Source organism: Aureivirga marina (assembly GCF_015767265.1).
GTDB lineage: Bacteria > Bacteroidota > Bacteroidia > Flavobacteriales > Flavobacteriaceae > Aureivirga > Aureivirga marina.
On record NZ_JADPIB010000005.1, the window covers coordinates 372,964 to 395,033 of the forward strand.

20 protein-coding genes are annotated in these 22,070 nt (G+C 28.7%); 12 read left to right on the plus strand and 8 right to left on the minus strand.

Annotated elements, in window-relative coordinates:
* Nucleotides 1-35 precede the first annotated feature (35 nt).
* On the plus strand, nt 36-1,379 hold the full coding sequence (locus tag I1A51_RS12865; protein WP_196894514.1) for a dicarboxylate/amino acid:cation symporter: 1,344 nt from the start codon (nt 36-38) through the stop codon (nt 1,377-1,379).
* 216 nt (nt 1,380-1,595) lie between these two features.
* Here the strand turns inward: I1A51_RS12865 and I1A51_RS12870 are convergent, their stop codons facing one another.
* The 5 genes from I1A51_RS12870 to I1A51_RS12890 all read right to left on the minus strand — a co-directional run bounded on the left by I1A51_RS12870 (nt 1,596) and on the right by I1A51_RS12890 (nt 8,642).
* Nucleotides 1,596-2,864 carry an aminotransferase class I/II-fold pyridoxal phosphate-dependent enzyme gene (locus I1A51_RS12870; protein WP_196894516.1) on the minus strand — a complete coding sequence of 423 codons (1,269 nt, stop codon included), beginning with the start codon at nt 2,862-2,864 and terminating at the stop codon, nt 1,596-1,598.
* Between the two features lie 96 nt (nt 2,865-2,960).
* Nucleotides 2,961-3,998, minus strand: coding sequence for a PLP-dependent cysteine synthase family protein (locus tag I1A51_RS12875; protein WP_196894518.1), 1,038 nt, complete (start codon nt 3,996-3,998; stop codon nt 2,961-2,963).
* Nucleotides 3,999-4,049: 51 nt separating this feature from the next.
* Nucleotides 4,050-6,116 carry a S9 family peptidase gene (locus tag I1A51_RS12880; protein WP_196894519.1) on the minus strand — a complete coding sequence of 689 codons (2,067 nt, stop codon included), beginning with the start codon at nt 6,114-6,116 and terminating at the stop codon, nt 4,050-4,052.
* A 320-nt stretch (nt 6,117-6,436) separates the two neighbouring features.
* On the minus strand, nt 6,437-7,492 hold the full coding sequence (locus I1A51_RS12885; protein WP_196894521.1) for an L-dopachrome tautomerase-related protein: 1,056 nt from the start codon (nt 7,490-7,492) through the stop codon (nt 6,437-6,439).
* Nucleotides 7,493-7,544: 52 nt separating this feature from the next.
* Nucleotides 7,545-8,642, minus strand: coding sequence for an alkene reductase (locus tag I1A51_RS12890; protein WP_196894523.1), 1,098 nt, complete (start codon nt 8,640-8,642; stop codon nt 7,545-7,547).
* 228 nt (nt 8,643-8,870) lie between these two features.
* Between I1A51_RS12890 and I1A51_RS12895 the strand changes: the two genes are divergently transcribed.
* A complete protein-coding gene (locus I1A51_RS12895) occupies nt 8,871-9,191 on the plus strand; it encodes a YbaB/EbfC family nucleoid-associated protein (protein ID WP_196894525.1) in 321 nt (106 codons plus the stop codon).
* A 37-nt stretch (nt 9,192-9,228) separates the two neighbouring features.
* Here I1A51_RS12895 and I1A51_RS12900 read toward each other — a convergent pair whose 3' ends face one another.
* Complete coding sequence (locus I1A51_RS12900) at nt 9,229-9,786, minus strand: 1-acyl-sn-glycerol-3-phosphate acyltransferase (RefSeq protein WP_196894527.1); 558 nt, start codon at nt 9,784-9,786, stop codon at nt 9,229-9,231.
* 172 nt (nt 9,787-9,958) lie between these two features.
* A complete protein-coding gene (locus I1A51_RS12905) occupies nt 9,959-11,386 on the minus strand; it encodes an ATP-dependent DNA helicase (RefSeq protein ID WP_196894529.1) in 1,428 nt (475 codons plus the stop codon).
* A gap of 111 nt (nt 11,387-11,497) precedes the next feature.
* Between I1A51_RS12905 and I1A51_RS12910 the strand changes: the two genes are divergently transcribed.
* The 10 genes from I1A51_RS12910 to I1A51_RS12955 all read left to right on the plus strand — a co-directional run bounded on the left by I1A51_RS12910 (nt 11,498) and on the right by I1A51_RS12955 (nt 21,006).
* Nucleotides 11,498-12,220 (plus strand): hypothetical protein, encoded by a 723-nt coding sequence (locus I1A51_RS12910; RefSeq protein ID WP_196894531.1) that lies wholly within the window; start codon nt 11,498-11,500, stop codon nt 12,218-12,220.
* A complete protein-coding gene (locus I1A51_RS12915) occupies nt 12,189-13,022 on the plus strand; it encodes a DUF3822 family protein (RefSeq protein ID WP_196894532.1) in 834 nt (277 codons plus the stop codon). The genes I1A51_RS12910 and I1A51_RS12915 overlap by 32 nt, the downstream gene beginning before the upstream one ends.
* Nucleotides 13,023-13,025: 3 nt before the next feature.
* The gene (gene rsmD / locus I1A51_RS12920; RefSeq protein ID WP_196894534.1) at nt 13,026-13,574 is read left to right on the plus strand and encodes a 16S rRNA (guanine(966)-N(2))-methyltransferase RsmD; all 549 of its coding nucleotides are present in this window, start codon (nt 13,026-13,028) and stop codon (nt 13,572-13,574) included.
* An 84-nt stretch (nt 13,575-13,658) separates the two neighbouring features.
* Nucleotides 13,659-15,047, plus strand: coding sequence for an SGNH/GDSL hydrolase family protein (locus tag I1A51_RS12925; protein WP_196894535.1), 1,389 nt, complete (start codon nt 13,659-13,661; stop codon nt 15,045-15,047).
* Nucleotides 15,037-16,407: a LysM peptidoglycan-binding domain-containing protein gene (locus I1A51_RS12930; protein WP_196894536.1), complete on the plus strand. Its 1,371-nt coding sequence runs from the start codon at nt 15,037-15,039 to the stop codon at nt 16,405-16,407. The genes I1A51_RS12925 and I1A51_RS12930 overlap by 11 nt, the downstream gene beginning before the upstream one ends.
* Nucleotides 16,400-17,905, plus strand: coding sequence for an MBOAT family O-acyltransferase (locus tag I1A51_RS12935; protein ID WP_196894537.1), 1,506 nt, complete (start codon nt 16,400-16,402; stop codon nt 17,903-17,905). Before I1A51_RS12930 ends, I1A51_RS12935 begins: the two co-directional genes overlap by 8 nt.
* Before the next feature lie 109 nt (nt 17,906-18,014).
* Nucleotides 18,015-19,331, plus strand: coding sequence for a DEAD/DEAH box helicase (locus I1A51_RS12940; protein ID WP_196894538.1), 1,317 nt, complete (start codon nt 18,015-18,017; stop codon nt 19,329-19,331).
* A gap of 26 nt (nt 19,332-19,357) precedes the next feature.
* Nucleotides 19,358-19,600 (plus strand): DUF1456 family protein, encoded by a 243-nt coding sequence (locus I1A51_RS12945; RefSeq protein ID WP_196894539.1) that lies wholly within the window; start codon nt 19,358-19,360, stop codon nt 19,598-19,600.
* A 165-nt stretch (nt 19,601-19,765) separates the two neighbouring features.
* Nucleotides 19,766-20,155, plus strand: coding sequence for a group I truncated hemoglobin (locus tag I1A51_RS12950; protein WP_196894540.1), 390 nt, complete (start codon nt 19,766-19,768; stop codon nt 20,153-20,155).
* A 128-nt stretch (nt 20,156-20,283) separates the two neighbouring features.
* Nucleotides 20,284-21,006, plus strand: coding sequence for a DUF434 domain-containing protein (locus tag I1A51_RS12955; protein WP_196894542.1), 723 nt, complete (start codon nt 20,284-20,286; stop codon nt 21,004-21,006).
* A 30-nt stretch (nt 21,007-21,036) separates the two neighbouring features.
* Here I1A51_RS12955 and I1A51_RS12960 read toward each other — a convergent pair whose 3' ends face one another.
* A complete protein-coding gene (locus I1A51_RS12960; protein ID WP_196894543.1) occupies nt 21,037-21,996 on the minus strand; it encodes a hypothetical protein in 960 nt (319 codons plus the stop codon).
* Nucleotides 21,997-22,070: the final 74 nt, after the last annotated feature.

Sequence of the window (22,070 nt, forward strand, 5' to 3'; positions counted from 1 at the left end):
CATATCTTCGGCAAAACAAAAAATAATAGAAATAAATGAAGAAATTAGCATTGCATTGGCAAATCCTTATCGGGATGCTTGTAGGAGTTCTTTTTGGTGTTTTAATGGGACAATTTGAATGGGGAGCAGAATTTGTGAAAAATTGGATCAAACCTTTTGGAACAATTTTTATCAAACTTTTAAAATTAATTGCTGTTCCATTAATCGTTGCTTCACTTATCAAAGGAATTTCTGATTTAAAAGATATTTCTAAATTTAGAAACATCGGATTTCGAACTATTTCTATTTATATTTTAACTACTGTTGTTGCTATTTCAATCGGACTTTTAGTTGTAAATGTTTTCAAACCTGGAGAAGGAATTTCAGAACAAACAATTGCAAAACTTACCGAAACTTATGCAGGAAATGCGTCAATTAATACAAAAGTTCAAACTGCTGCACAACAACAAGCTGCTGGTCCTTTAGATTTTATTGTAAATATGGTTCCTGACAATGCTTTAAGCGCCATGACTCAAAATGGAAGAATGTTGGAAGTAATTGTATTTACTATTTTCTTCGGAATTTGTATGCTTTTAGTAAAACCAAGTCAAGCAAAACCTCTAAAAGATTTCTTTGACTCTTTAAATGAAGTTATCTTAAAAATGGTTGATATTATTATGCTTGCTTCTCCTGTTGCTGTTTTTGCATTATTAGCAAATGTTGTTGTAACTGCCGGAGATCCTGAAATTCTACAAAAATTATTAATCTATGGTGGAGTTGTTGTTTTAGGATTATTTACAATGATTATTTTCTATTGTATTTTAATTGCTGTAGTAGCAAAAAAATCACCTTTCTGGTTCTTAAAACAAATCTCTCCTGCACAATTATTAGCTTTCTCAACAAGTTCAAGTGCTGCAACTTTACCTGTAACTATGGAAAGAGTAGAAGAACATGTTGGAGTAGATAAAGAAGTTTCTAGTTTCGTTCTTCCTGTAGGAGCAACTGTAAATATGGACGGAACAAGTTTATACCAAGCTGTCGCAGCCGTATTTATTGCACAAGCTTTAAGTTTTCCACTAGAATTTGGAGATCAATTAACAATTGTATTAACAGCACTTTTAGCTTCTATTGGTTCTGCCGCAGTTCCAGGAGCAGGAATGGTAATGTTAGTAATTGTATTAGAATCAATTGGTTTCCCATCAGATAAATTAGCTGTCGGACTTGCATTAATTTTTGCTGTTGATAGGCCTTTGGACATGCTTAGAACAACTGTAAACGTAACTGGTGATGCAACTGTTTCAGTTCTTGTTGCAAAATCTGTTGGAAAACTTCATAAAAATCCACAAGAAAAAAAGTGGGATGAAAATTTAGAAGAAAATGATTTAGTTGATAAATTATAAATCAATTAATTTATATAAAATATAAAACTCGTAATCCAATAGAATTACGAGTTTTTTTATGAAATAATCTATTTGTTTTTTATTGACAAAAAGTAAACTTAAAGTCTGAATTGTTTTTATTTATAAAGATTAAATAATTTGAATTTTAATGCATAAAAAAACTCCAAACATATGTATATGTTTGGAGTTTTTTATAAAATATATCTTGAAACTTTCTTATTGTTGTAATTCAGCTTGTTTCTTTCTTACAGCTTCCGAAAGTCTTTTATATGTTCCATTTTCTAATTTCTCACGAATTGCAGAGAAAGCAGTAATTGTTTCTTCTACATCTTCTAGAGTGTGAGAAGCAGTTGGGATTAATCTTAATAAAATCATTCCTTTAGGAATTACAGGATAAACAACGATAGAACAGAAAATTCCGTAATTTTCTCTTAAATCATTTACCATTGCCATTGCTTCAGGAATATCTCCTTCTAAGAATACTGGAGTAACACACGTATTTGTTTTTCCAATATTAAACCCTTGTGCTTTTAATCCAGATTGTAAAGCATCTACATTTTCCCAAAGTTTTGCTTTTAACTCAGGCATTGTACGAAGCATATCTAATCTTTTTAATGCTCCTTTTACCATTGCCATTGGTAAAGATTTAGCAAACATTTGAGAACGCATGTTGTATTTTAAATACTCAACGATTTCTTTATCTGCCGCAAAGAAAGCTCCAATTCCAGCCATTGATTTTGCAAAAGTTGCAAAGTAAACATCAATTTCATCTTGAATTCCTTGCTCTTCTCCTGCTCCTGCTCCAGTTTTACCTAAAGTTCCGAATCCATGAGCATCATCTACTAATAATCTAAAGTTGAATTTTTCTTTAAGAGCAACAATTTCTTTTAATTTTCCTTGTTCCCCTCTCATTCCGAAAACTCCTTCAGAAATTACTAAGATTCCTCCACCATTTTCGTTTGCAATTTTTGTAGCTCTTTCTAAGTTTTTCTCTAAACTCTCTACATCATTATGCTTATAAGTAAATCTTTTTCCCATATGTAAACGAACACCGTCGATAATACATGCATGAGAATCTACGTCATAAACAATCACATCATTTTTTGATACTAAAGCATCAATTGCAGAAACCATTCCTTGGTAACCAAAGTTTACTAAGTAAGAAGCTTCTTTACTTACAAATTCTGCTAATTCTTGCTCTAATTGTTCATGATAAATAGTGTGTCCAGACATCATTCTAGCTCCCATTGGGTAAGCCATTCCATGTTCAGCAGCTGCTTCTGCATCGGCTTTTACTACTTCTGGGTGATTTGCTAATCCTAAGTAATCGTTGATACTCCAAGTAATTACTTTTTTCCCATTGAATCCCATTCTATTAGAAATATTTCCTTCTAATTTTGGAAAAATATAATATCCTTCTGCTTGTTTTGCCCAATTTCCTAATGGTCCTCTATCATGAAGTATTCTATCAAATAAGTCTTTCATACTCTATGTTTATATTTTCGGAGAGTTTAAGTTTCTCCTTTTATATAAGAATTCTAATTAAATTCTACTTTTATGTTGATTTGTGATTAATCTATGTTATTTCACGATTTGTACTTCTGGATTGGCAATTTTTTCTGTATCGAAAAATCCTTGCTCTTGCATCCAAGCATCGCTATATACTTTACTCATATATCTTGATCCATGATCAGGGAAAATTACAACTACTCTACTATTTTCGTCAAATTCTCCAGCTTCTGCTAACTGAACAACTGCTTGCATTGCTGCTCCACTTGTATATCCAGCAAAAATACCTTCAGTTAAAGCTAATTCTCTTGCTCTATGAGCACTTGCTTCATCTGTTACTTTTTCAAACTTATCAATAACATCAAAATCTGTTGCTGTAGGAATCAAGTTTTTTCCTAAACCTTCAATTCTGTATGGATAAATTTCATTCGCATCAAATTCTCTAGTTTCATGGAATTTTTTCAAGATAGAACCATAAGCATCTACACCGATAATTTTAATATCTGGATTTTGTTCTTTTAAATATCTTGAAGTTCCTGAAATAGTTCCTCCTGTTCCACTTGCAGCAACTAAGTGTGTAATTTTACCTTCTGTTTGTTGCCAAATTTCTGGACCAGTTGTGTTGTAGTGTGCATCAATATTTAAATCGTTAAAATATTGATTAATATATACAGATCCTGCTGTTTCTGCGTGAAGTCTTTTTGCTACTTGATAATAAGATCTTGGATCATCAGCACTTACATTTGCAGGACAAACATAAACTTTTGCTCCCATAGCTTTCAGCATATCAATCTTATCATTAGAAGATTTTGAACTTACTGCCAAAATACACTCATAACCTTTGATGATACTAACCATTGCAAGACTAAATCCTGTATTCCCTGAAGTAGTTTCAATTATTGTACTACCTGGACTTAGAATACCTTTACGTTCTGCTTCCTCAATAATATGTAAAGCAATACGATCTTTAGTAGATTGTCCTGGATTAAATCCTTCAAATTTTGCTAGAAATTCTCCTTTAAAGTCTTTCGTGATCTTATTCAACCTGATCATTGGAGTATTTCCAACAAGCTCAAGTATATTTTGGTGTATACCTATATTTTTTTTCATGAAATTAATTATAATTAATCATCAATCAGCGGCAAATTTATGATTTTTTTTTTAATTACTATTGCTTTTTTCCAATTCTAACAGAAACACATAGTCTCTGGCAATCTCCTTGATAGAATCAAACCTACCAGAAGATCCGCTATGTCCAGTATCCATATTTGTATGAAATAATAATATATTCGTGTCTGTTTTATATTCTCTCAATTTTGCAACCCATTTTGCAGGTTCAAAATATTGTACTTGCGAATCATGAAATCCAGTCGTTACCAAGATGTTAGGATAATTCTGATTTAAAACATTATCATAAGGTGAATAAGATTTCATATAATCATAATATTTCTTCTCATTCGGATTTCCCCATTCATCATATTCTCCTGTTGTTAAAGGAATTGTATCATCTAACATTGTTGTAACGACATCAACAAAAGGAACTTCAGCAATTACTCCATGGAATAATTCAGGATTTGTGTTTAAGATTACTCCCATTAACATTCCTCCTGCAGAGCCTCCCTGAGCATACAAATGTCTTGCCGAAGTATAATTTTTATCAATTAAATATTTTGCACAGGCAACAAAATCAGTAAACGTATTTTTCTTCATTAATAACTTTCCATCTTCATACCAATTTCTACCTAAATATTCGCCTCCTCGAACATGTGCAATTGCAAAAACGAATCCTCTATCCAATAAACTTAATCTTGTTGAACTAAATCCAGCATCAATTGTATGTCCATAAGAACCATAAGCATAAAGCAATAAAGGTGTATTTTCGTTTAAAACAGTATCATTTCTATAAACCAAAGAAATGGCTACTTTTTGTCCGTCTTCGGCAATTGTCCATACTCTTTCGCTTTTATAATTTTCTTTTTTGAAATTCTTATCTAAAACTTCCTGTTCTTTTTTGATTTCTTTTTCACGAGTTTTCATGTTAAAATCAATTACAGAATTCGGAGTTGTCATCGAATTGTATGCATAACGAATCACATCTGTATCAAATTCAGGATTTGAATATACTCCAACAGAATATGCATCTTCATCGAATGGTAAGAAATAATCTTCCGTTCCATCCCAACGTTTGATTCGCACTCTGTTTAAACCTTCAAATCTATCTTCAATAACTAAATAATCTTTAAAAATGGAAATATCTTCAATTAAAACTTTTTCATCATGAGGAATTACATCTACCCAATTTTCCATTGATGTTGCATCTTCAGATGTTTTCATCAATTTAAAATTTGTCGCATTATCTTTATTTGTAAGAATGTAAAATTCTTTGTCATAATGCGCAATGCTATATTCTAAATCATCTGTTCTTTCTTGAATAAGTCTAAATTCACCATTTGGATTATCCGCTTCTAAAATTTTGTATTCTGTAGAAAGCGTACTATAAGAACCAATTACTAAATATTTTTCCGATTTTGTTTTGTACACAAAAGTGCTAAAAGTTTCGTCTTTTTCAAAAAACACCTCAACATCTTCCGAAACATCTGTTCCTAGAACATGTTTAAAAACTTTATCACTTCGTAATGTAACTGGATCTTGTTTTGTGTAAAAAATGGTCTTATTGTCATTCGCCCAAGTCGGGTCTCCTTGTGTTAGTTCAATTTTATCTTCTAAAATTTCACCTGTTTCTAAATCTTTAAATTGAAGTGTATATTCTCTTCTACTTACAGTATCCACACCGTAAGCAGCATATTTATTATTCGGGCTAACTGTCAATCCAGCCACTTTATAATATTCAAATCCTTTTGCCATTTCATTTACATCTAATATCACTTCTTCGTTGGCTTCTAAAGATTCTTTTTTTCGTGTATAAATAGGATATTGATTCCCTTTATTGTATTTCGTTATATAAAAATATTTATTCTTTTTAAAAGGAACTGAACTATCATCTTCTTTAATACGAGCCTTCATTTCTTCAAAAATTTCTTCTTGAATTTCCTTTGTAGGCCCCATTATTTTATCATAATATTCATTTTCCTTTTCTAGATAATTTATTACTTCTCCATTTTCTCTTTCATTTAACCAGTAATAATTATCTATTCTTTTATCTCCATGAATTTCAAGTTCTTTTACTTTTTTTGAAGCAAAAGGTGGTTTTATATCGTTGTGATTCATTCTCATTATATTTCCAAAATACTTGCAAAAGTACTTCATTGTTTTTTCCTATGCCATTTTTAAGAGTAATCTTTACACATTTTTATACATTTTTTTTAAAAACAGTCATTTACTCAAGGAATAAACGCAAAAAAACAATTCTAAATATATAACTTTTTTCACTCTCAACATATCACTTATCCATTTTATTTACAGCTATTTAACATAAGATATAGTGAATTTCTTAATATTTTATAAAATTTAAAGAACCAAAATATTAAAATAAAAAAGCATATTGCTTCTTCACAATATGCTTTTTTGTATGTAAAATAATTATTCAATTACAATTTAATTTTATTTACTGTGTAAACCAAATTTGAAATATCTCCAGCCGATTCATGAATTCTTGAATTCGTAAAATACAATTCATTTCCTTCTACACTAAAAGTATCTGCCCATTTAATTTTATCTCCTTCTACCAAAACAGAAACTTTTTTATCTGCCAAATTCATCTGCATGATTTTATGATTTTCTAAATCTCCGTAATATAAAATTCCATTATGAATTATCATTCCATCTGGAGCAGAAGTTTTTGCTACTAATTCTACAGAATTTGCAATTTCCTCTCGAGTTCCATGTATTATTTTATCAATAGACAAAGCATAAAGATTATATCCCGTCAAAGCATGGTAGTATAATTTCTGATTTTTTAAATCAATAGCAATTCCATCCGAATGTACTTTATTTTTCCATTCTACTCCATCAATTTTTAAAAAAATATTTTCTGCTGTTGTAGATGGTTGTTGCGTTAAAATTCTCTTTGCTTTCCCTGACCCTAAATCTAAAATCACCAATCCCGGATGTCCTGAATCTGTCATAAATGCTAAATTTCTCTTTGGGTCAATTCGAATATCATTAATATAAGAATTAAAGAAAAATGTCTTTTTGGGCAAAACATATTTCTTCACTAATTTGTTTAAATTCAAATCGAAAACAAAAATAACTGGATCTTTAAGAACACCTTGAAAAAGTGGATTTCTTGTATCAATAACATAAAGTTTGTCTTTTGAAGACACTACTGATTGTACTGCAACAAATGTAGAATCTGTTATCTCTTCCCCGATTTTCCATTGATTCCAAGATTCATCTGGATACGGAACAAAATCATTATTTGCTTTTACCTCAGCAACTGAAAACTTAATATCTTTTCTCCACCTTGGGAAATTCACAAACATTCTATTTTTAGAAACCGTAACTCCGGTTAATTGCTCTCCTTTTATCGAAGCAACTTCAACTATTTCTGGTTGTATTTTTTTTTCTACCTGTTTTTTCTTTGTTTCATTTTTACATGAAATAAAAACAATCACTGAAAGCAGCAATACAATCGTTTTTTTCATAATCCAACTCTATTTAAATTATTTGATTCAAATTTACCTAATTTAAATTCAATTATTCTCCATATTTTTTATAATCCGTATATCCTTCTGCACCACCACCATAATAAGTCATTGCACTTTCTGAAGAATCTATTTCTAAAGGAAAATTATTTTTAAAACGCTCTACTAAATCTGGATTTGTAATAAAAAGTCTTCCAAATGAAACCATATCTGCCCAACCTTTTTCAAGTATTTCAGTTGCTGTTTCTTTTGTATAATTCCCACAAACCATTATCGGATTTTTATATATTTTCTTCATTTCTATTCGATAAGAATCTGAAACTTCTCTAAAATTTCCAATATTCTCTGACAAATGTAAATATGCCAACTGAAATGCATTTAATTCTTTCATTAAATACAATGCTGTTTCAGGCATTTCTTCATCATAATTTTCTATTTCAGATACAAAAGGAGATATTCTTATAGCAACTTTATCTGCTCCTATTTCCTCTACTAAAAGTTTAACAATTTCTAAAACAAATCGAATTCTATTTTCTACATTTCCTCCGTAAATATCTGTTCTTTTATTTGCATCTTTTCGCATAAATTGATCAAAAAGATATCCATGTGCTCCATGTATTTCTACACCATCAAATCCTGCTTCCATCGCATTTTTTGCTGCTTGTAAAAAATCTTGTTTTGTCCTATTAATATCTTCTATTGTCATCGCTTTTGGAAAATCTGTTTCAATCAAACCAAATCCACCTTCAGCTAAAGGTCCATAAACTTTATCTGGATTCTTAATTGCTGATGGAGCTAACGGTGTTGTACCTGTAATACTTTTCGCAGATCTTCTTCCAACATGCCATAATTGTGCAAATATTTTTCCATTTTCTTTATGCACAGCTTCTGTAACTTTTTTCCAACCTTCAATTTGTTCTCTCGTATAAATTCCAGGAGTCATTGCATATCCTCTTGCTTCTTTTGAAACTGGAATCCCTTCAGAAATTAATAATCCAGCACTCGCTCTTTGTGCATAATACAATGGTGCTAAGTCTGTAATTATATCTCTTTTTTTAGATCTAGCTCTAGTCATTGGAGCCATTGCAATTCTATTTTTAACTTTAAAACCATTAAATTCAAATGGTTTAAATAATATATCTGATTTCATTTTTTCAATTCTAACTTTATTTAAAATCTTTTTTCATCCAAATTTAAGTCGTTTTTATTCCGATTTTTATACGAACTTAAAAATTCACATTCTTTTATTAATTCATTTCAAATAACACAATTGATCAAAATTCTTTACAAATCTATAAGTCTTAAAACTTCCTTTTTTAATACTTTTGCAGCAAATTAGAGGTAAAATAATTTATTTAAACACATAAAAGAAATAAAAATGTTTGGAGATTTATCTGGAATGATGGATAAGCTGAAACAAGCTCAGCAAAACGTAGAAGACACAAAAAAGAGATTAGATACAGTTTTAATCGATAGTGAAGCTGGAAATGGAAAAGTAAAAGTAACAGTTACTGCGAATAGAAAAGTAAGAGACATTACAATTGATGAGTCTTTAACAGACAAAGAAGAAATTGAAGATTATTTAGTAATGGCATTAAATGATGCTTTAACTAGAGCAAATAATATCAATGAGCAAGAACTTGCTGCTGCTGCAAAAAACGGAATGCCAAACATTCCTGGAATGGACGGAATGTTCTAAAAATACAAAGCCAACTTTTATGAGTTGGCTTTTTTCTTTAAAATATTTTCGGATTGTAATTTTCTGGATTTTTCCCTTTTATATCTCGATAAAAATCTTCTATTTCTTGCATATCTTTTTCAAAATCTCTTGAAAGTTTATAAAACTTCTTGATTCCTCCTTCTTTTTTCTCAAAATCTAAATATCCCATCGCCACAGGAACATCTGCTTTTGTTGCAATATGATAAAATCCTGTTTTCCATTTATCTACTTTTCGCCTAGTTCCTTCTGCTGGAACTAATAAAATTAAATTCTCTCGATTTTCAAATTCAGCTATTGCAAAATCTACCAAATTATTATTCTTTGATCGATCTACACCAATTGCTCCCAACGATTTAAAAAACCATCCAAATAATCCTTTTGTATAAGAATTTTTAATAAAAAATCGAATTTTAATTCGTTCTCTAAAAAAGAAAGACATTGCAAAAACGAAATCCCAATTAGAAGTATGTGGCGCACAAACCACTACATATTTTTTAATTTTATAATGGTCTTCATCGATTTTTACTTTCCAACCACCAATTTTTAATAATAAACTTCCAATTATTCTTTTCATTTTTCTTTAAAATTATTTTTGGGCATTCCCTTCACTTCGATTTCGGTCGGGCTTTCCGCTATATCTTTTGTTCCATTCCTCCACAAAAGGATGCCGCTGCAATCCCTAATGCAATTATAGATTAAATCGAATTATTTAATTAATATTCTAAATTTAAATAAAAAATCATAAACTAATAATCCATAAAATCATCATCGGAAAAACCAATTAAATATAGTTTTTCCTTTGCACGAGTTACAGCTGTATATAACCAACGTAAATAATCAATCGATTGTCCTTCTGGCAAATATGGCTTTTCAATAAATACATTTTTCCATTGTCCTCCTTGCGATTTATGACAAGTCATCGCATAAGAAAATTTCACTTGTAAAGCATTAAAATATTCGTTTTTCTTAATTTCTTGTACTTGACGATATTTTGGTAAATGCGCAAAATCTTCTGCAACTTTTTGGAATAATTGATTTTGTTCTTCATAGCTCAAAGAAGCAGCTTCTGAAGTTAATGTATCTAATAAAATCATCGTTTCAAATGGTTTTTGCATCGGATAATCAATCATTCTTAACTTCACTTTCGCAAATTTATAATCGTATAATTCTTTTGTAGCATAAATTTCTAAAACTTCACATGTATCTCCATTTGCAATAAAACCAACATGTGTAGAATCTTTTAACCAGAAATAATTATTTTTCACAACCATTACAAAATCTCCAACGGAAATCTCATTTTCTTGACCTCTGATTTTCAATCGAATTTGTTGATTGTATTGATTTGCTCGTTTATTTGAACGAACAATAAATGCTGTATCTTCCACACCATTTTCATCATAAGAAGAATGAATTGCATCTTGAATATCATAACCGTCAATCAAGCGAATTACATCTGGAAATTTTTGTTGAAATTGAAATTCTTCATAACCTCCGTCTTCTAAAATCGACCGAATAGAAGTTGCATTTACTAAAATTCCAGAATCAATTCCCTGACGCGTAACTTCGGTTAATTCATGCAAACGAACTTCTTTATCAAATTCATACATCAAAATATTTTCATTCAATGCAGGACTAATTTCTAAATGAACTGGCGGAAGTTGCGCTGTATCTCCAATAAAAATCAATTTACAATTTCGACCTGCATACACATAATTAATCAAATCATCTAAAAGTGAATTTTCACTTCCAGAAATCAAAGAATTGGATGCATCAGCAATCATAGATGCTTCATCAACAATAAACAAAGTATCTGTATGTTTATTGACTTGAAGTGCAAATTTCACACTTCCATTTTTATCTTTTCTTGGATGGTAAATTTTCTTATGAATTGTAAAAGCTTCTCTTCCAGCATAACCAGAAATTACTTTTGCAGCGCGACCTGTTGGTGCCAATAAAACAGCTTTTTTTCGAATCTTCCAAAGGTTATTTACAACGGTACTTATAATTGTTGTTTTACCTGTTCCTGCATACCCTTTTAATAAAAAAACCGAATTTTTACTTTCATCAAAGATAAAAGTAGCCAAACTTCCCAGTAATTTATCTTGGGAATTTGTAGTTTCGTAAGGAAATTTGTCTAATAGTAAATTATAGAATTCTGGTACAGTTTTTGCCATGGGATTTGTTAAAAAAGCAAAGATACAAATTGATTTGTGGTTAAAAATTTTTCTCATTCAAAAAAATTTGTAGATTTGCCATGATTCAAAATTTTTAAAACATATAAGATAATGATTATCCAAATTGTTGGTGCAGTCGTAGTAACTGTTTTATTAGCTATTGTAATAGTTAAGTTCATTCCTAGAAAATTACACTTTATCGTTTCTATTTTACTAATCATCGGAGCTGCTTTTATGGCGTTCAAGATTTATAGTAGTATTATGGAACCTATCAAATTTAATGTTGAGAAAAGGAAAAGATATGCAAAGGTTATTGATCAATTAAAAGTGATTCGTGATGCTGAAAATGCATATAAGAGAGTGAACGGAACGTATACTGCAAATGCAGATGCTTTAGTTCAATTTATCGATACTGCAAAGTTTGCAATCACAGAAAAAAGAGACACTGTAATCGTTGAAAGAAGAGGTGCAATTGATGTTGATGTTGAAAAAACAATCACTGATACAATTGGTTATGATCCAGTAATTAATTCTTTCAAAAACAGAAATTATAAAAATTTATTGGATGTTCCAGGAACAAATGCTAAATTTACTTTAGAGACAGCTGTAGTAGAAAAAGTAGCTGGATTAAAAGCTCCAACTTTTGAAGCAAAAGTAGACAAATCAGTTATTCTTGAAGGATTGAATCCAGCGTTAATTCGCCAAGAAAAAGAAACAATTCAAGGAGATCAAATTAGAGGAGAATTTGTTTCTGTTGGTTCATTAGAAGAAGTTAAAGATAGCGGAAACTGGCCACCATCTTATGATACAAAAGAAAATTCAAATAACGAATAAGAAAACAGATTTTAAAAATCTTGAAAATAGTAGATTATCCATCCAACTCAGCTTGGATGGATTTTCTTTTTGTATATATGATGAAAATCTTGAAGAATATACAGCTTTAATCAATTTTGAATTTGAAAGCAAAGCAGCTACTCCACAAATTCATTTAGAGTATGTGATGAAAACTTTTCGTGAAAATGTTCTTCTTCAAAAAACTTATAAATCTATTCATGTAGCACATTCTAATAATATGGCTACATTTGTTCCGAAAGCTTTTTTTAATGAAAAGTATTTAAAGAACTATTTAAAACATACTGTGAAAGTCTTTGACAATGATTTTATTGTTTATGACGAAATTCCACAATCTGATATTGTTTCTGTTTATATTCCTTTCGTGAATATCAACAATTTCTTATTTGAACAGTTTGGAGCATTTGAATATACACACTCCTCTTCTATCTTGGTTAAAAATCTAATCAACACTTATAAAAACACTAAAAAGCAACATGTTTTTATTAATGTTATTGATCATACTTTTGAAATGGTCATTTTAGATAATGGTGTTTTTAAAATGTATAATTCATTTCAATTTAAAACCAAAGAAGATTTTATTTATTATATCTTATTTACCGCAGAACAATTATCTTTGAATCCAGAAGAATTTGAATTAGTATTTTTAGGTGTAATTGACGAAAAATCTGAATTATATAAAATTTCTTATCAATATATAAGAAATATATCTTTCGTTGAAAACCAAACTCCAAAATTCAAAAACTTACCAAACCATTCTTTTTACACGTTATTAAATTATTAAATAATGCGAATTATTTCAGGAAAATATAAAGGCAAAAGACTTGCTGCGTCTAAGAATTTGCCTGTTCGTCCTACAACGGATATGGCAAAAGAATCTTTATTTAACATTTTAAATAATTATTATTATTTCAATGAAATTTCTGTTTTAGATTTATTTTCTGGAACTGGAAATATCAGCTTTGAATTTGCTTCAAGAGGAACAAAACAAATTACTGCCGTAGATCAATATTTCGGTTGTACAAAATTTATTTCGGATACTTCTAGACAATTAGATTTACCAATCAAAACAATAAAATCTGACGTTTATAAGTTCTTAGAAAAAAACAAATTAAAATACGATGTAATTTTTGCAGATCCACCTTACGATTTTGAAGTAGATGATTTTGCAAAAATTCCAAAACTTATCTTCGAAAATGATTTATTAGAAGAAGGAGGTTTGTTGATTGTTGAGCACTCAAAACACACAGATTTATCTCATTTAGAAAATTATAGTTACTCCAAAAAATACGGAGGAAATTTATTCAGTTTTTTTGAGTTAGAAATTGAAGAATAATTTAAAAAAGTTGTGTTTCTTTGCACAACTTTTTTAAGTAATACTAAAACGCATTTTTAAACTAGCTTTTTGCCTACAATTTAGATGAATACACAAAAGAATCATTCAAAAAATAGTCTTTTTTCTATCCTTTTGGCATTTATTGTCTTTGGAGTTTTGACCTATTTTTTTCCGAAAGAAAACTTCAAACTTCACACAAAAAATACTGCTGAAAATATAGAAGAGAAAAAAGATACCATTGATTATGATGCAATCATGATTCGAAATGAATGTCGAAATGATTCTATTCAATATCTAGAAAAATTAATTGTAGAAATGGCAACTGCTGAAGAAAAAGCAGAAAGAGCTAGAAGAGCAAGAAACAATAAAAACTTCTTCTTTTTAGGTGATTTTTATGAAGCTTTATTGAAATTAGAAGAAAATCCTGATGAAAAAGTAAATATTGCATATTTCGGGGATTCAATGACGGATGGAGATTTAATCGTTCAAGATATTCGTAAAACTCTTCAAAAAATGTTTGGAGGAAAAGGTGTTGGATATGTAAATATTACTTCACTTTCTGCTGCATCCAGAATGTCTGTAATTCATAAATATCAAAAAAAAGATTGGGAGTTTAAGAGTTTTATTTCGAAAAAAACTGAAAAAACTGCACCTTATGGGGTTGGAGGAATTGTAAGTTGGACAAAAAATGATAGTGCAAAAATCGTTTATTCAAAAAGTAAATACCAAGAATTACCAAATCCAACTTTTTATTATGGAAAACAAGAATCAGATTCTTTAAAACCATATTTGACATTTTTTGAGAAAAAGAGAAAATTAAATGGAAATAATATTTTAAATAAAATAAAACTTTCCAAAAATGATAATCTGAAAAAAATTGAAGTTGATTTTCATCACACACAAAATCTTCCACTTTTTGGCTTCACTTTTGAAACTAAAAATGGTGTAAGTGTAGATAATCTTTCTATTCGTGGAAATTCTGGTTTACCTCTTTCTACTTTAGATGCAAATGTGATGAATGCATTCAATTCTGTTCGCCCTTATAATTTAATTGTTCTTCATTATGGAGCAAATGTGATTAGTGATGAAACAACTTCTTATAATTGGTATGCAGCACAAATGAAACGTGTTGTAAATCATTTAAAAGTTTGTTTTCCTGACGCGAGTATTTTGGTAATTTCTAGTGCCGATTATGGTAAAAAAGATGGAACTGAAATTATTACACATCCTGCTGTGGAAAAATTAATTCTTGCGCAGAAAAAATATGCAAAACAAACAGAAAGTAGTTTTTTCAATTTATTTGAAGCAATGGGTGGTGAAGGAAGCATGAAAAATTATGTAGAAAAAGAAGAACCGTGGGCAAATAAAGATTATATTCACTTCAACTACAGAGGTGCGCCTCATGTTGCAAAATATATCTCTGATTATTTGTTAAATGGATATCAAAAATTTAAAAAACATCATGAAAAATAATTTTACTTCTCTACCTAAAAAAAGTATTGTTGTATACTTCTTATTTTTTATCGTTTCTGTTTCTTCTTTTGCTCAAATAGAAATTCCTAGTTTTATTTCTCAAGAAAATAATAAAATTGAAAATGATTCTATTTTAATTCCTTTCTTTAAAAAATTACAACAAAAAGATAGCATTATTCGAATTGTTCATATTGGTGATTCTCATATTCAAGCAAATTTTTTAACAGATGTTGTTCGTAATAATTTCCAAGATTCTTTTGGAAATGCTGGACGTGGATTTTTATTTCCATATAAAGCTGCAAAAACTAACGGACCTTCTGATATTACTTTTACAACTTATAGTGATTTTTTTGCTATTCGAAATATTAAAAATCGATCTAATAAAGCTAAAATTGGTTTAAGCGGAATTGCTTTAGAAACAAAAGAAAAAGATTTTTTTATCAAAGTTTCATTCGATGATGAAAAAGATTTTGCCAATGAAATTCAATGGATTTCTCACACAAATAATATTGCGCTACATAAAGAATTAAAATACCAAAAACCTCTTCCAAAATGGAAATATCATACTGTAAAAAGTGGAAATACACTTTCTGGAATTGGTCGAAAATATGGTGTTTCTGTAAAAAATATTAAAAAATGGAATGGATTAAAATCTAATTTAATTCGTCCAAAACAAAAACTAAAAATTAAAAGTAAATCCTACCAACCCGCAAAAATTTTAGACAAAACTCCTTTTGCTCAAAGTTTGGAAAACGGTGTAAAAAGTACTTCTTTAATTCAAGAATTTTTTATCACAGCAAATCCTGAAAACACAAAAGATAAATTTGCATTAAATGGGATAATTACAAGTAATGGAAAAGCCGGTGTAATCTATCATAATATCGGTGTAAATGGAGCTAGATTTGAAGATTACAACAATCGTTCTGTTCTGTTTTTTGAACAATTAAAACTTTTGAAACCAGATTTAATTATTATTTCTTTAGGAACCAATGAATCTTTTGAAACAACTTATAAATCAGAACGTTTTGAAGAAAATCTTTTAGCTTTTTTAAACAACACAAAAGAATTTACAGGTTGTCAAAATATTTTACTTACAACGCCTCCTTCTGCTTTAATTAGAAGAAAAAAGACGAATCCGAAAATCGCTGAATTTCGAAATATCATTCTAAAAAATGCCAAAGTAAACGAATATGCTTGTTGGGATTTATACAATTTAACTGGAAAAGAACGAGGAATTTTGACTTGGTCAAAAAAAGGTTTAGCAGCTAGAGATAAAATTCATTACAGCGCAAAAGGATACGAAGTTCAAGGTGAATTATTATTCCAAGCTTTATACAAGACATTTTTAAATTATGAATAACATTTTTCTTTCCTTTTTTCAAAATCTAACATTGGAAAATATAGGAAATTGGCTTACTTATAACTCAAAAGAACCTCTAATTTTTAGTAGTGTTTTATTTTTTGTGGTATTTATTTTATTCTTTTTAGTATATCAAGCAATACAAAAGAAAATAAATCTGCGAATTTATTATGTGACTATTTTTAGTTTGTATTTCTACTACAAATCTAGCGGTGTTTATTTTGGTTTATTAATTTTTTCCTCTATTGTCGATTTTTATCTTGGAAAGTTAATTTATGAAACAGAAGAAAAATCTAGAAGAAAGCTTTATTTAATCGCAAGTTTAATTATCAATCTTGGGTTATTAGCTTATTTTAAATACACGAATTTCTTTATTGATAATATCAATCAAATATTGGAAAGTAATTTTGCTTTTCAAGATATTTTCCTTCCAATTGGAATCTCTTTCTTTACTTTCCAAACAATGAGCTATTCTATTGATTTGTATCGAAAAGAAATGAAACCAGCTGAATCATTTTGGGATTTTCTATTTTTTGTTTCGTTTTTCCCACAATTAGTTGCAGGACCAATTGTAAGAGCAGCAGATTTTATTCCACAAATTCGAGGAAAATATTTTGTTTCTAATGAAAATTTTAATCGTGCTTTTGTATTAATTATAGGAGGATTATTTAAAAAAGCTGTCATCGCTGATTATATAAGTATCAACTTTGTAGATCGTGTTTTTGACAATCCAATGTTATATTCTCCTTTTGAAAATTTAATGGCTGTTTATGGCTATACGATTCAAATCTATTGCGATTTTTCTGGATATTCAGATATGGCAATTGGTTTAGCTTTACTTCTTGGTTTTACACTTCCTGAAAACTTTAGAACACCTTATAATTCTTTAAGTATAACAGAATTTTGGCGACGTTGGCATATTTCACTTTCTTCTTGGTTAAGAGATTATTTATACATTTCTATGGGAGGAAACAGAAAAGGAACAATGCGAACATATATGAATTTATTTATGACCATGTTTTTAGGTGGACTTTGGCATGGAGCTGCATGGAAATTTGTTTTTTGGGGAGCTGGACATGGAATTGCTTTAATTTATGAAAAGCTTTGTAAAAATTATTATTTAACGCTTCCTAAAAATCCAATAACAAAACCTATTTTTTGGTTCTTAACATTCCATTTTGTAGCATTTTTATGGATTTATTTCCGAGCAGATTCTTTTCAAACTGCACTAGATATTGTTACAAATATTACACATTTAGCTAAAGATTTTTCAATTCAAAATGCTGTTGAAATTTTAACAGGTTATAAGTATGTTTTCCTTTTAATTGGAATTGGTTATTTCTTACATTTTATGCCAGTTCGTTTTTTAGAAACTTTGGAAAATATGAATAATGCATTACCATGGTATGGAAAATCTGCAATTTTAGGAGGTTTATGTTGGCTTGTTTACATCATTGCTTCTGCGGAAATTCAACCATTTATCTATTTTCAATTTTAAAGTAATATATCCTTACTTTTGTAAAATAAAATTTATACAGTTTTTAGTTTTTGTTTTAAACGAGTACTAAAAACTTTTTTTTTGAAATTAAAAACACCATCATTCTTCAATGAAGCTTTTAAATACTACAACTGAAAAAATCTTAGAAAATTTAGGATTCAAAGATTTAAATGAAATGCAAAAATCAACTTTAGATGTTTCAAAAAAACATTCTAATATTTTGCTATTAGCGCCAACAGGAAGTGGAAAAACGGTAGCATTTATCTTAAGTATGCTTCCAAAAATCACTAATAAAAAAGGAATTCAAGTATTGATAATTGCTCCAACACGAGAATTAGTTTTACAGATAGAAAGTGTTTTAAAAAAAATGAAATTATCTATCAAAATAAATACTTGTTATGGTGGTCATTCTTTTCAACAAGAGAAGAAAAACTTTTCAACTTTACCAACAATTTTAATTGGAACTCCTGGAAGAATTCAAGATCATTTGGAAAGAAAAACGTTCGATTCTACAACTATTGAACATCTTATTTTTGATGAATTTGATAAAACTTTAGAATTTGGATTTTCAAATCAAATTGAAACGATTATGAAATATTTACCGAATGCAAATTCTAAAATTTTAGCTTCTGCAACAAAATCAATTGAAATTCCAGAATACATTCATTTTAATGATTTTAAAACGGTAAATTCTGAGTTTAAACCTGAAGGGAATTTAGCTTTAAAACAAATTTTTGTTGAAAAAGAAGAAAAATTAGATGGATTACTTTCTGTTTTAAATCAATTAAATAAAAACCAAAATGCGATTGTTTTTGTAAATCATCGAGAAGCTTGTGATAGAATTAGCGAACATTTAGAAGCTCATAAAATTGTTTTTGCGACGTTTCATGGAGGACTTGAACAAGAAAAAAGAGAAGCTTCTTTGACAAAATTTAGAAATGGAAGTGCACAAATTTTAATTGCAACTGATATTGCTGCAAGAGGAATTGATATTCCAGAATTAGATTATGTAATTCACTATCAATTAGCTTTACAAGAAAGTACTTTTACACATCGAAATGGAAGAACAGCAAGAATGAAAGCTTCTGGAACAAGTGTTTTAATTCGAACTTTTGGAGATTATCTTCCTCCATATTTAAATGAAGAACCTGAAACTTTTGAAATAAATCCTTCTAAAACAATTGAAAAACCTGAATGGATTACATTTTATATTGGAAAAGGTAAAAAAAATAAGATAAGTAAATTTGATTTAGTTGGTTTCTTTTTACAATTTGATTTTATGGAAAAGTTGGATTTAGGTTTGATCGAAGTAAAAGATTTCAATGCTTTTGTTGCAATTAAACGAGCAAAAAGCAAACAACTTTTTCAAGCTGTTCAAAAAAAGAAAATTAAATCTAAAACGGTAAAAATTCAATTTTCAAAATAAATTTACCAACTTAAATTATAGAACTTATGCCTTTAACAAATAATGATATATTAAAAAAATTAAGAGTCGCACACAAACTTCGAAATGAAGATATTGTAGATATTTGTGCTCTAGTTGATTTTAAAGTTTCTAAAAGTGAATTAGGAGCTTTTTTTAGAAAAGAAGGACATCCTAAATATATGGAATGTGGAGATCAAATTCTAAGGAATTTTTTAAATGGTTTAATTATACATTTACGAGGACCAATGCCTGAACCGACGAAAAAATAATTACTCATTTTTAAATTCTAAATTGTTAAATACATATTTCATCAATAAGTTAAAAACTGATTTTTATCATAAAATGTAAATATTTTAAGCCAAAAAAGTTGTTTTTGTAATTGATAAAACTATATTTCGACATAAATCAAAAACAGAATATAAACTTAAAAAGACATGGATAATACTACTACAACGACAGAATTATCGTTATTTGAAAAAATTGGTGGAATGGATGCAGTTTTAGCTGCTGTGGATATTTTTTATGCAAAAGTATTAGCAGATGAAACAATCAAAGATTTCTTTGACACAACAGATATGGTTGCTCAAAAAAGAAAACAAACAGCATTTTTAGCTTATGCTTTCGGAGCGCCGCTTCAATATACTGGAAAAAATATGCGTGATGCGCATGCACCTTTAGTTGAAAAAGGATTAAATGAATCTCATTTTATTGCTGTTGCAACACATTTAAAAGATACAATGGAAGAATTAAATGTTCCAGCAGAATTAATTGCTGAAGTGATGAAAATCGCTGGAGGAACTAAAAATGATGTTCTAGGATTATAAAATATAAGCAAGCTCCGGATTACTAAGTTCGGAGTTTTTTATTTCTATTTATTTTTTAGTTTTCAATTTACTTCTTTAGTTATTTGAAAAAAAATATATTTCTTGTAACATTGTGAAAACTAAAAAAAATGCCGAATACACAGAAACATCGTGGAGCTAATCCAAAAGATGCAAAACTTTTTGCAGAGAAAAACCTACCCAAATTAAAAAAAGCGCTAATTGATTTAAGTTATTTAGTTGGACGAGATTATAGTCCAAAAGCTTCTTTAAAACTCATTGGAGATCGTTATCGATTTTCAGATAGACAAAGACAAGCACTTTCTCATTCTGCTTGTGGAGAGAATCAATTAAAAGATCGAAACCAAAAACATATTTCACCAGAAAATCTACAAGGAAAAAATCTGGTAATTGATGGTTATAATCAATTAATTACTTTAGAAGCAGCTCTTTCAAAAGCTCCTATTTTTATTGGAATTGATGGTTGTCATCGAGATATTGCTAGCGTTCACAGTACTTATAGAAAAGTTGAAGAAACAAGTAAAGCACTACAACTTTTTGGAGAAGAGTTTCAAAATCTTGGATTAAATAAAATACTTTGGGTTTTTGATAAACCAGTTTCAAATAGTGGAAAATTAAAACAATTTATCGAAGAAATTGCAAAAGAAAATAATTGGAATTGGGAAGTAATTTTAGAATATAATCCTGATAAATATGTTGCAGAAAAAGAAAATTGGATTGCTATTTCTACAGATAGTTGGGTTTTAGAACGATGTAAAAATTGGTTTAATCTAAATGGTTATATTATTAAAAAACATATTGAAAATCCTTGGATTGTGGATTTTAGGGAATAAAAAAGGAAGCTAATTTAGCTTCCTTTAATTTTATAAACATGAACATCCAAATAAATCGATTCCATCATGCCACAAATAATATATACTTTCATCTTTATTTACAATAATTAAAGCTCTTGAAGGCATATCTAATTCGTTATTAATTGGAAATGTATCAGCATAAGCAAAATACAAATTGTCTGTTCCTTTTATTTTAGCAAATGTTTTCATTAAATAATCACTAGATGGACAATCCCAACATTCTTTTTTTACTTTATTTTCAATTAAAGAATCTATTTTTGAATTGTTTTCGTAAACCAAATCTAATTTATGTTTACTACTAAATAATACCTTATCTTCTAAAGTTATATTTGAAGTATCAAATGTATATTCATAAAAATCTAAACATTCACCTTTAAAATATCCTAATTCTTTTAAGTCAAGTTTGTCTGATTTTTTATCTGTATAATAATAAAGTTCAGGTATTTCATTTTTGATAGATTCTAAAGCATTCGGTAAATAATTCGTTACAATTTTTTCATTATTATATCCGTTCTGTGTTTTTAAAGTATCAAATTTTTTTATTAAAATTTCTTCTTCTGAAGATTCTCCATAATAAGGTCTTCCAAAAATTCCTATTTCATCTTTTGAAATTCTAAAAATCGGTGATAATGAATTTTTAATTTCGAGTTTTTTATAATCTCTTTTATTCTTTAGAGATTGTAGAAAATTAATATTAGATTCTGATAATTTATTATTTTGAAGTACTTCATCAATTATGCTAGATTTTATACTATCATTAGGAAATTTCATTTCGAAATATTTCTCACAATCTATTTTTGTTACTTTCTCCTTTTCTTCAGAAATACTTTGTTCTAATTTACTTTGATTTGTTTGATTAGTTGTTTCTAATTTTAAATCTTTAAAACTTATTTTCTCTTCTTTTGAAGGATTTTCTTTACAAGAAAAAATAGAAAAACATGCTAAAATTATTATTAATGTCTTTTTCATATTTATTTTTTTAATTTAAACGAATATAATTCAATTAATCAAAAAAAGGAAGCCAATTCAGCTTCCTTTTTCCA

What these genes read in the sequence shown, in the direction of transcription:
- I1A51_RS12865 (WP_196894514.1), top strand. Translation starts at nt 36, where the DNA reads ATGAAGAAATTAGCATTGCATTGGCAAATCCTTATCGGGATGCTTGTA.
- I1A51_RS12870 (WP_196894516.1), bottom strand. Translation starts at nt 2,864, where the DNA reads ATGAAAGACTTATTTGATAGAATACTTCATGATAGAGGACCATTAGGA.
- I1A51_RS12875 (WP_196894518.1), bottom strand. Translation starts at nt 3,998, where the DNA reads ATGAAAAAAAATATAGGTATACACCAAAATATACTTGAGCTTGTTGGA.
- I1A51_RS12880 (WP_196894519.1), bottom strand. Translation starts at nt 6,116, where the DNA reads ATGAATCACAACGATATAAAACCACCTTTTGCTTCAAAAAAAGTAAAA.
- I1A51_RS12885 (WP_196894521.1), bottom strand. Translation starts at nt 7,492, where the DNA reads ATGAAAAAAACGATTGTATTGCTGCTTTCAGTGATTGTTTTTATTTCA.
- I1A51_RS12890 (WP_196894523.1), bottom strand. Translation starts at nt 8,642, where the DNA reads ATGAAATCAGATATATTATTTAAACCATTTGAATTTAATGGTTTTAAA.
- I1A51_RS12895 (WP_196894525.1), top strand. Translation starts at nt 8,871, where the DNA reads ATGTTTGGAGATTTATCTGGAATGATGGATAAGCTGAAACAAGCTCAG.
- I1A51_RS12900 (WP_196894527.1), bottom strand. Translation starts at nt 9,786, where the DNA reads ATGAAAAGAATAATTGGAAGTTTATTATTAAAAATTGGTGGTTGGAAA.
- I1A51_RS12905 (WP_196894529.1), bottom strand. Translation starts at nt 11,386, where the DNA reads ATGGCAAAAACTGTACCAGAATTCTATAATTTACTATTAGACAAATTT.
- I1A51_RS12910 (WP_196894531.1), top strand. Translation starts at nt 11,498, where the DNA reads ATGATTATCCAAATTGTTGGTGCAGTCGTAGTAACTGTTTTATTAGCT.
- I1A51_RS12915 (WP_196894532.1), top strand. Translation starts at nt 12,189, where the DNA reads ATGATACAAAAGAAAATTCAAATAACGAATAAGAAAACAGATTTTAAA.
- rsmD (WP_196894534.1), top strand. Translation starts at nt 13,026, where the DNA reads ATGCGAATTATTTCAGGAAAATATAAAGGCAAAAGACTTGCTGCGTCT.
- I1A51_RS12925 (WP_196894535.1), top strand. Translation starts at nt 13,659, where the DNA reads ATGAATACACAAAAGAATCATTCAAAAAATAGTCTTTTTTCTATCCTT.
- I1A51_RS12930 (WP_196894536.1), top strand. Translation starts at nt 15,037, where the DNA reads ATGAAAAATAATTTTACTTCTCTACCTAAAAAAAGTATTGTTGTATAC.
- I1A51_RS12935 (WP_196894537.1), top strand. Translation starts at nt 16,400, where the DNA reads ATGAATAACATTTTTCTTTCCTTTTTTCAAAATCTAACATTGGAAAAT.
- I1A51_RS12940 (WP_196894538.1), top strand. Translation starts at nt 18,015, where the DNA reads ATGAAGCTTTTAAATACTACAACTGAAAAAATCTTAGAAAATTTAGGA.
- I1A51_RS12945 (WP_196894539.1), top strand. Translation starts at nt 19,358, where the DNA reads ATGCCTTTAACAAATAATGATATATTAAAAAAATTAAGAGTCGCACAC.
- I1A51_RS12950 (WP_196894540.1), top strand. Translation starts at nt 19,766, where the DNA reads ATGGATAATACTACTACAACGACAGAATTATCGTTATTTGAAAAAATT.
- I1A51_RS12955 (WP_196894542.1), top strand. Translation starts at nt 20,284, where the DNA reads ATGCCGAATACACAGAAACATCGTGGAGCTAATCCAAAAGATGCAAAA.
- I1A51_RS12960 (WP_196894543.1), bottom strand. Translation starts at nt 21,996, where the DNA reads ATGAAAAAGACATTAATAATAATTTTAGCATGTTTTTCTATTTTTTCT.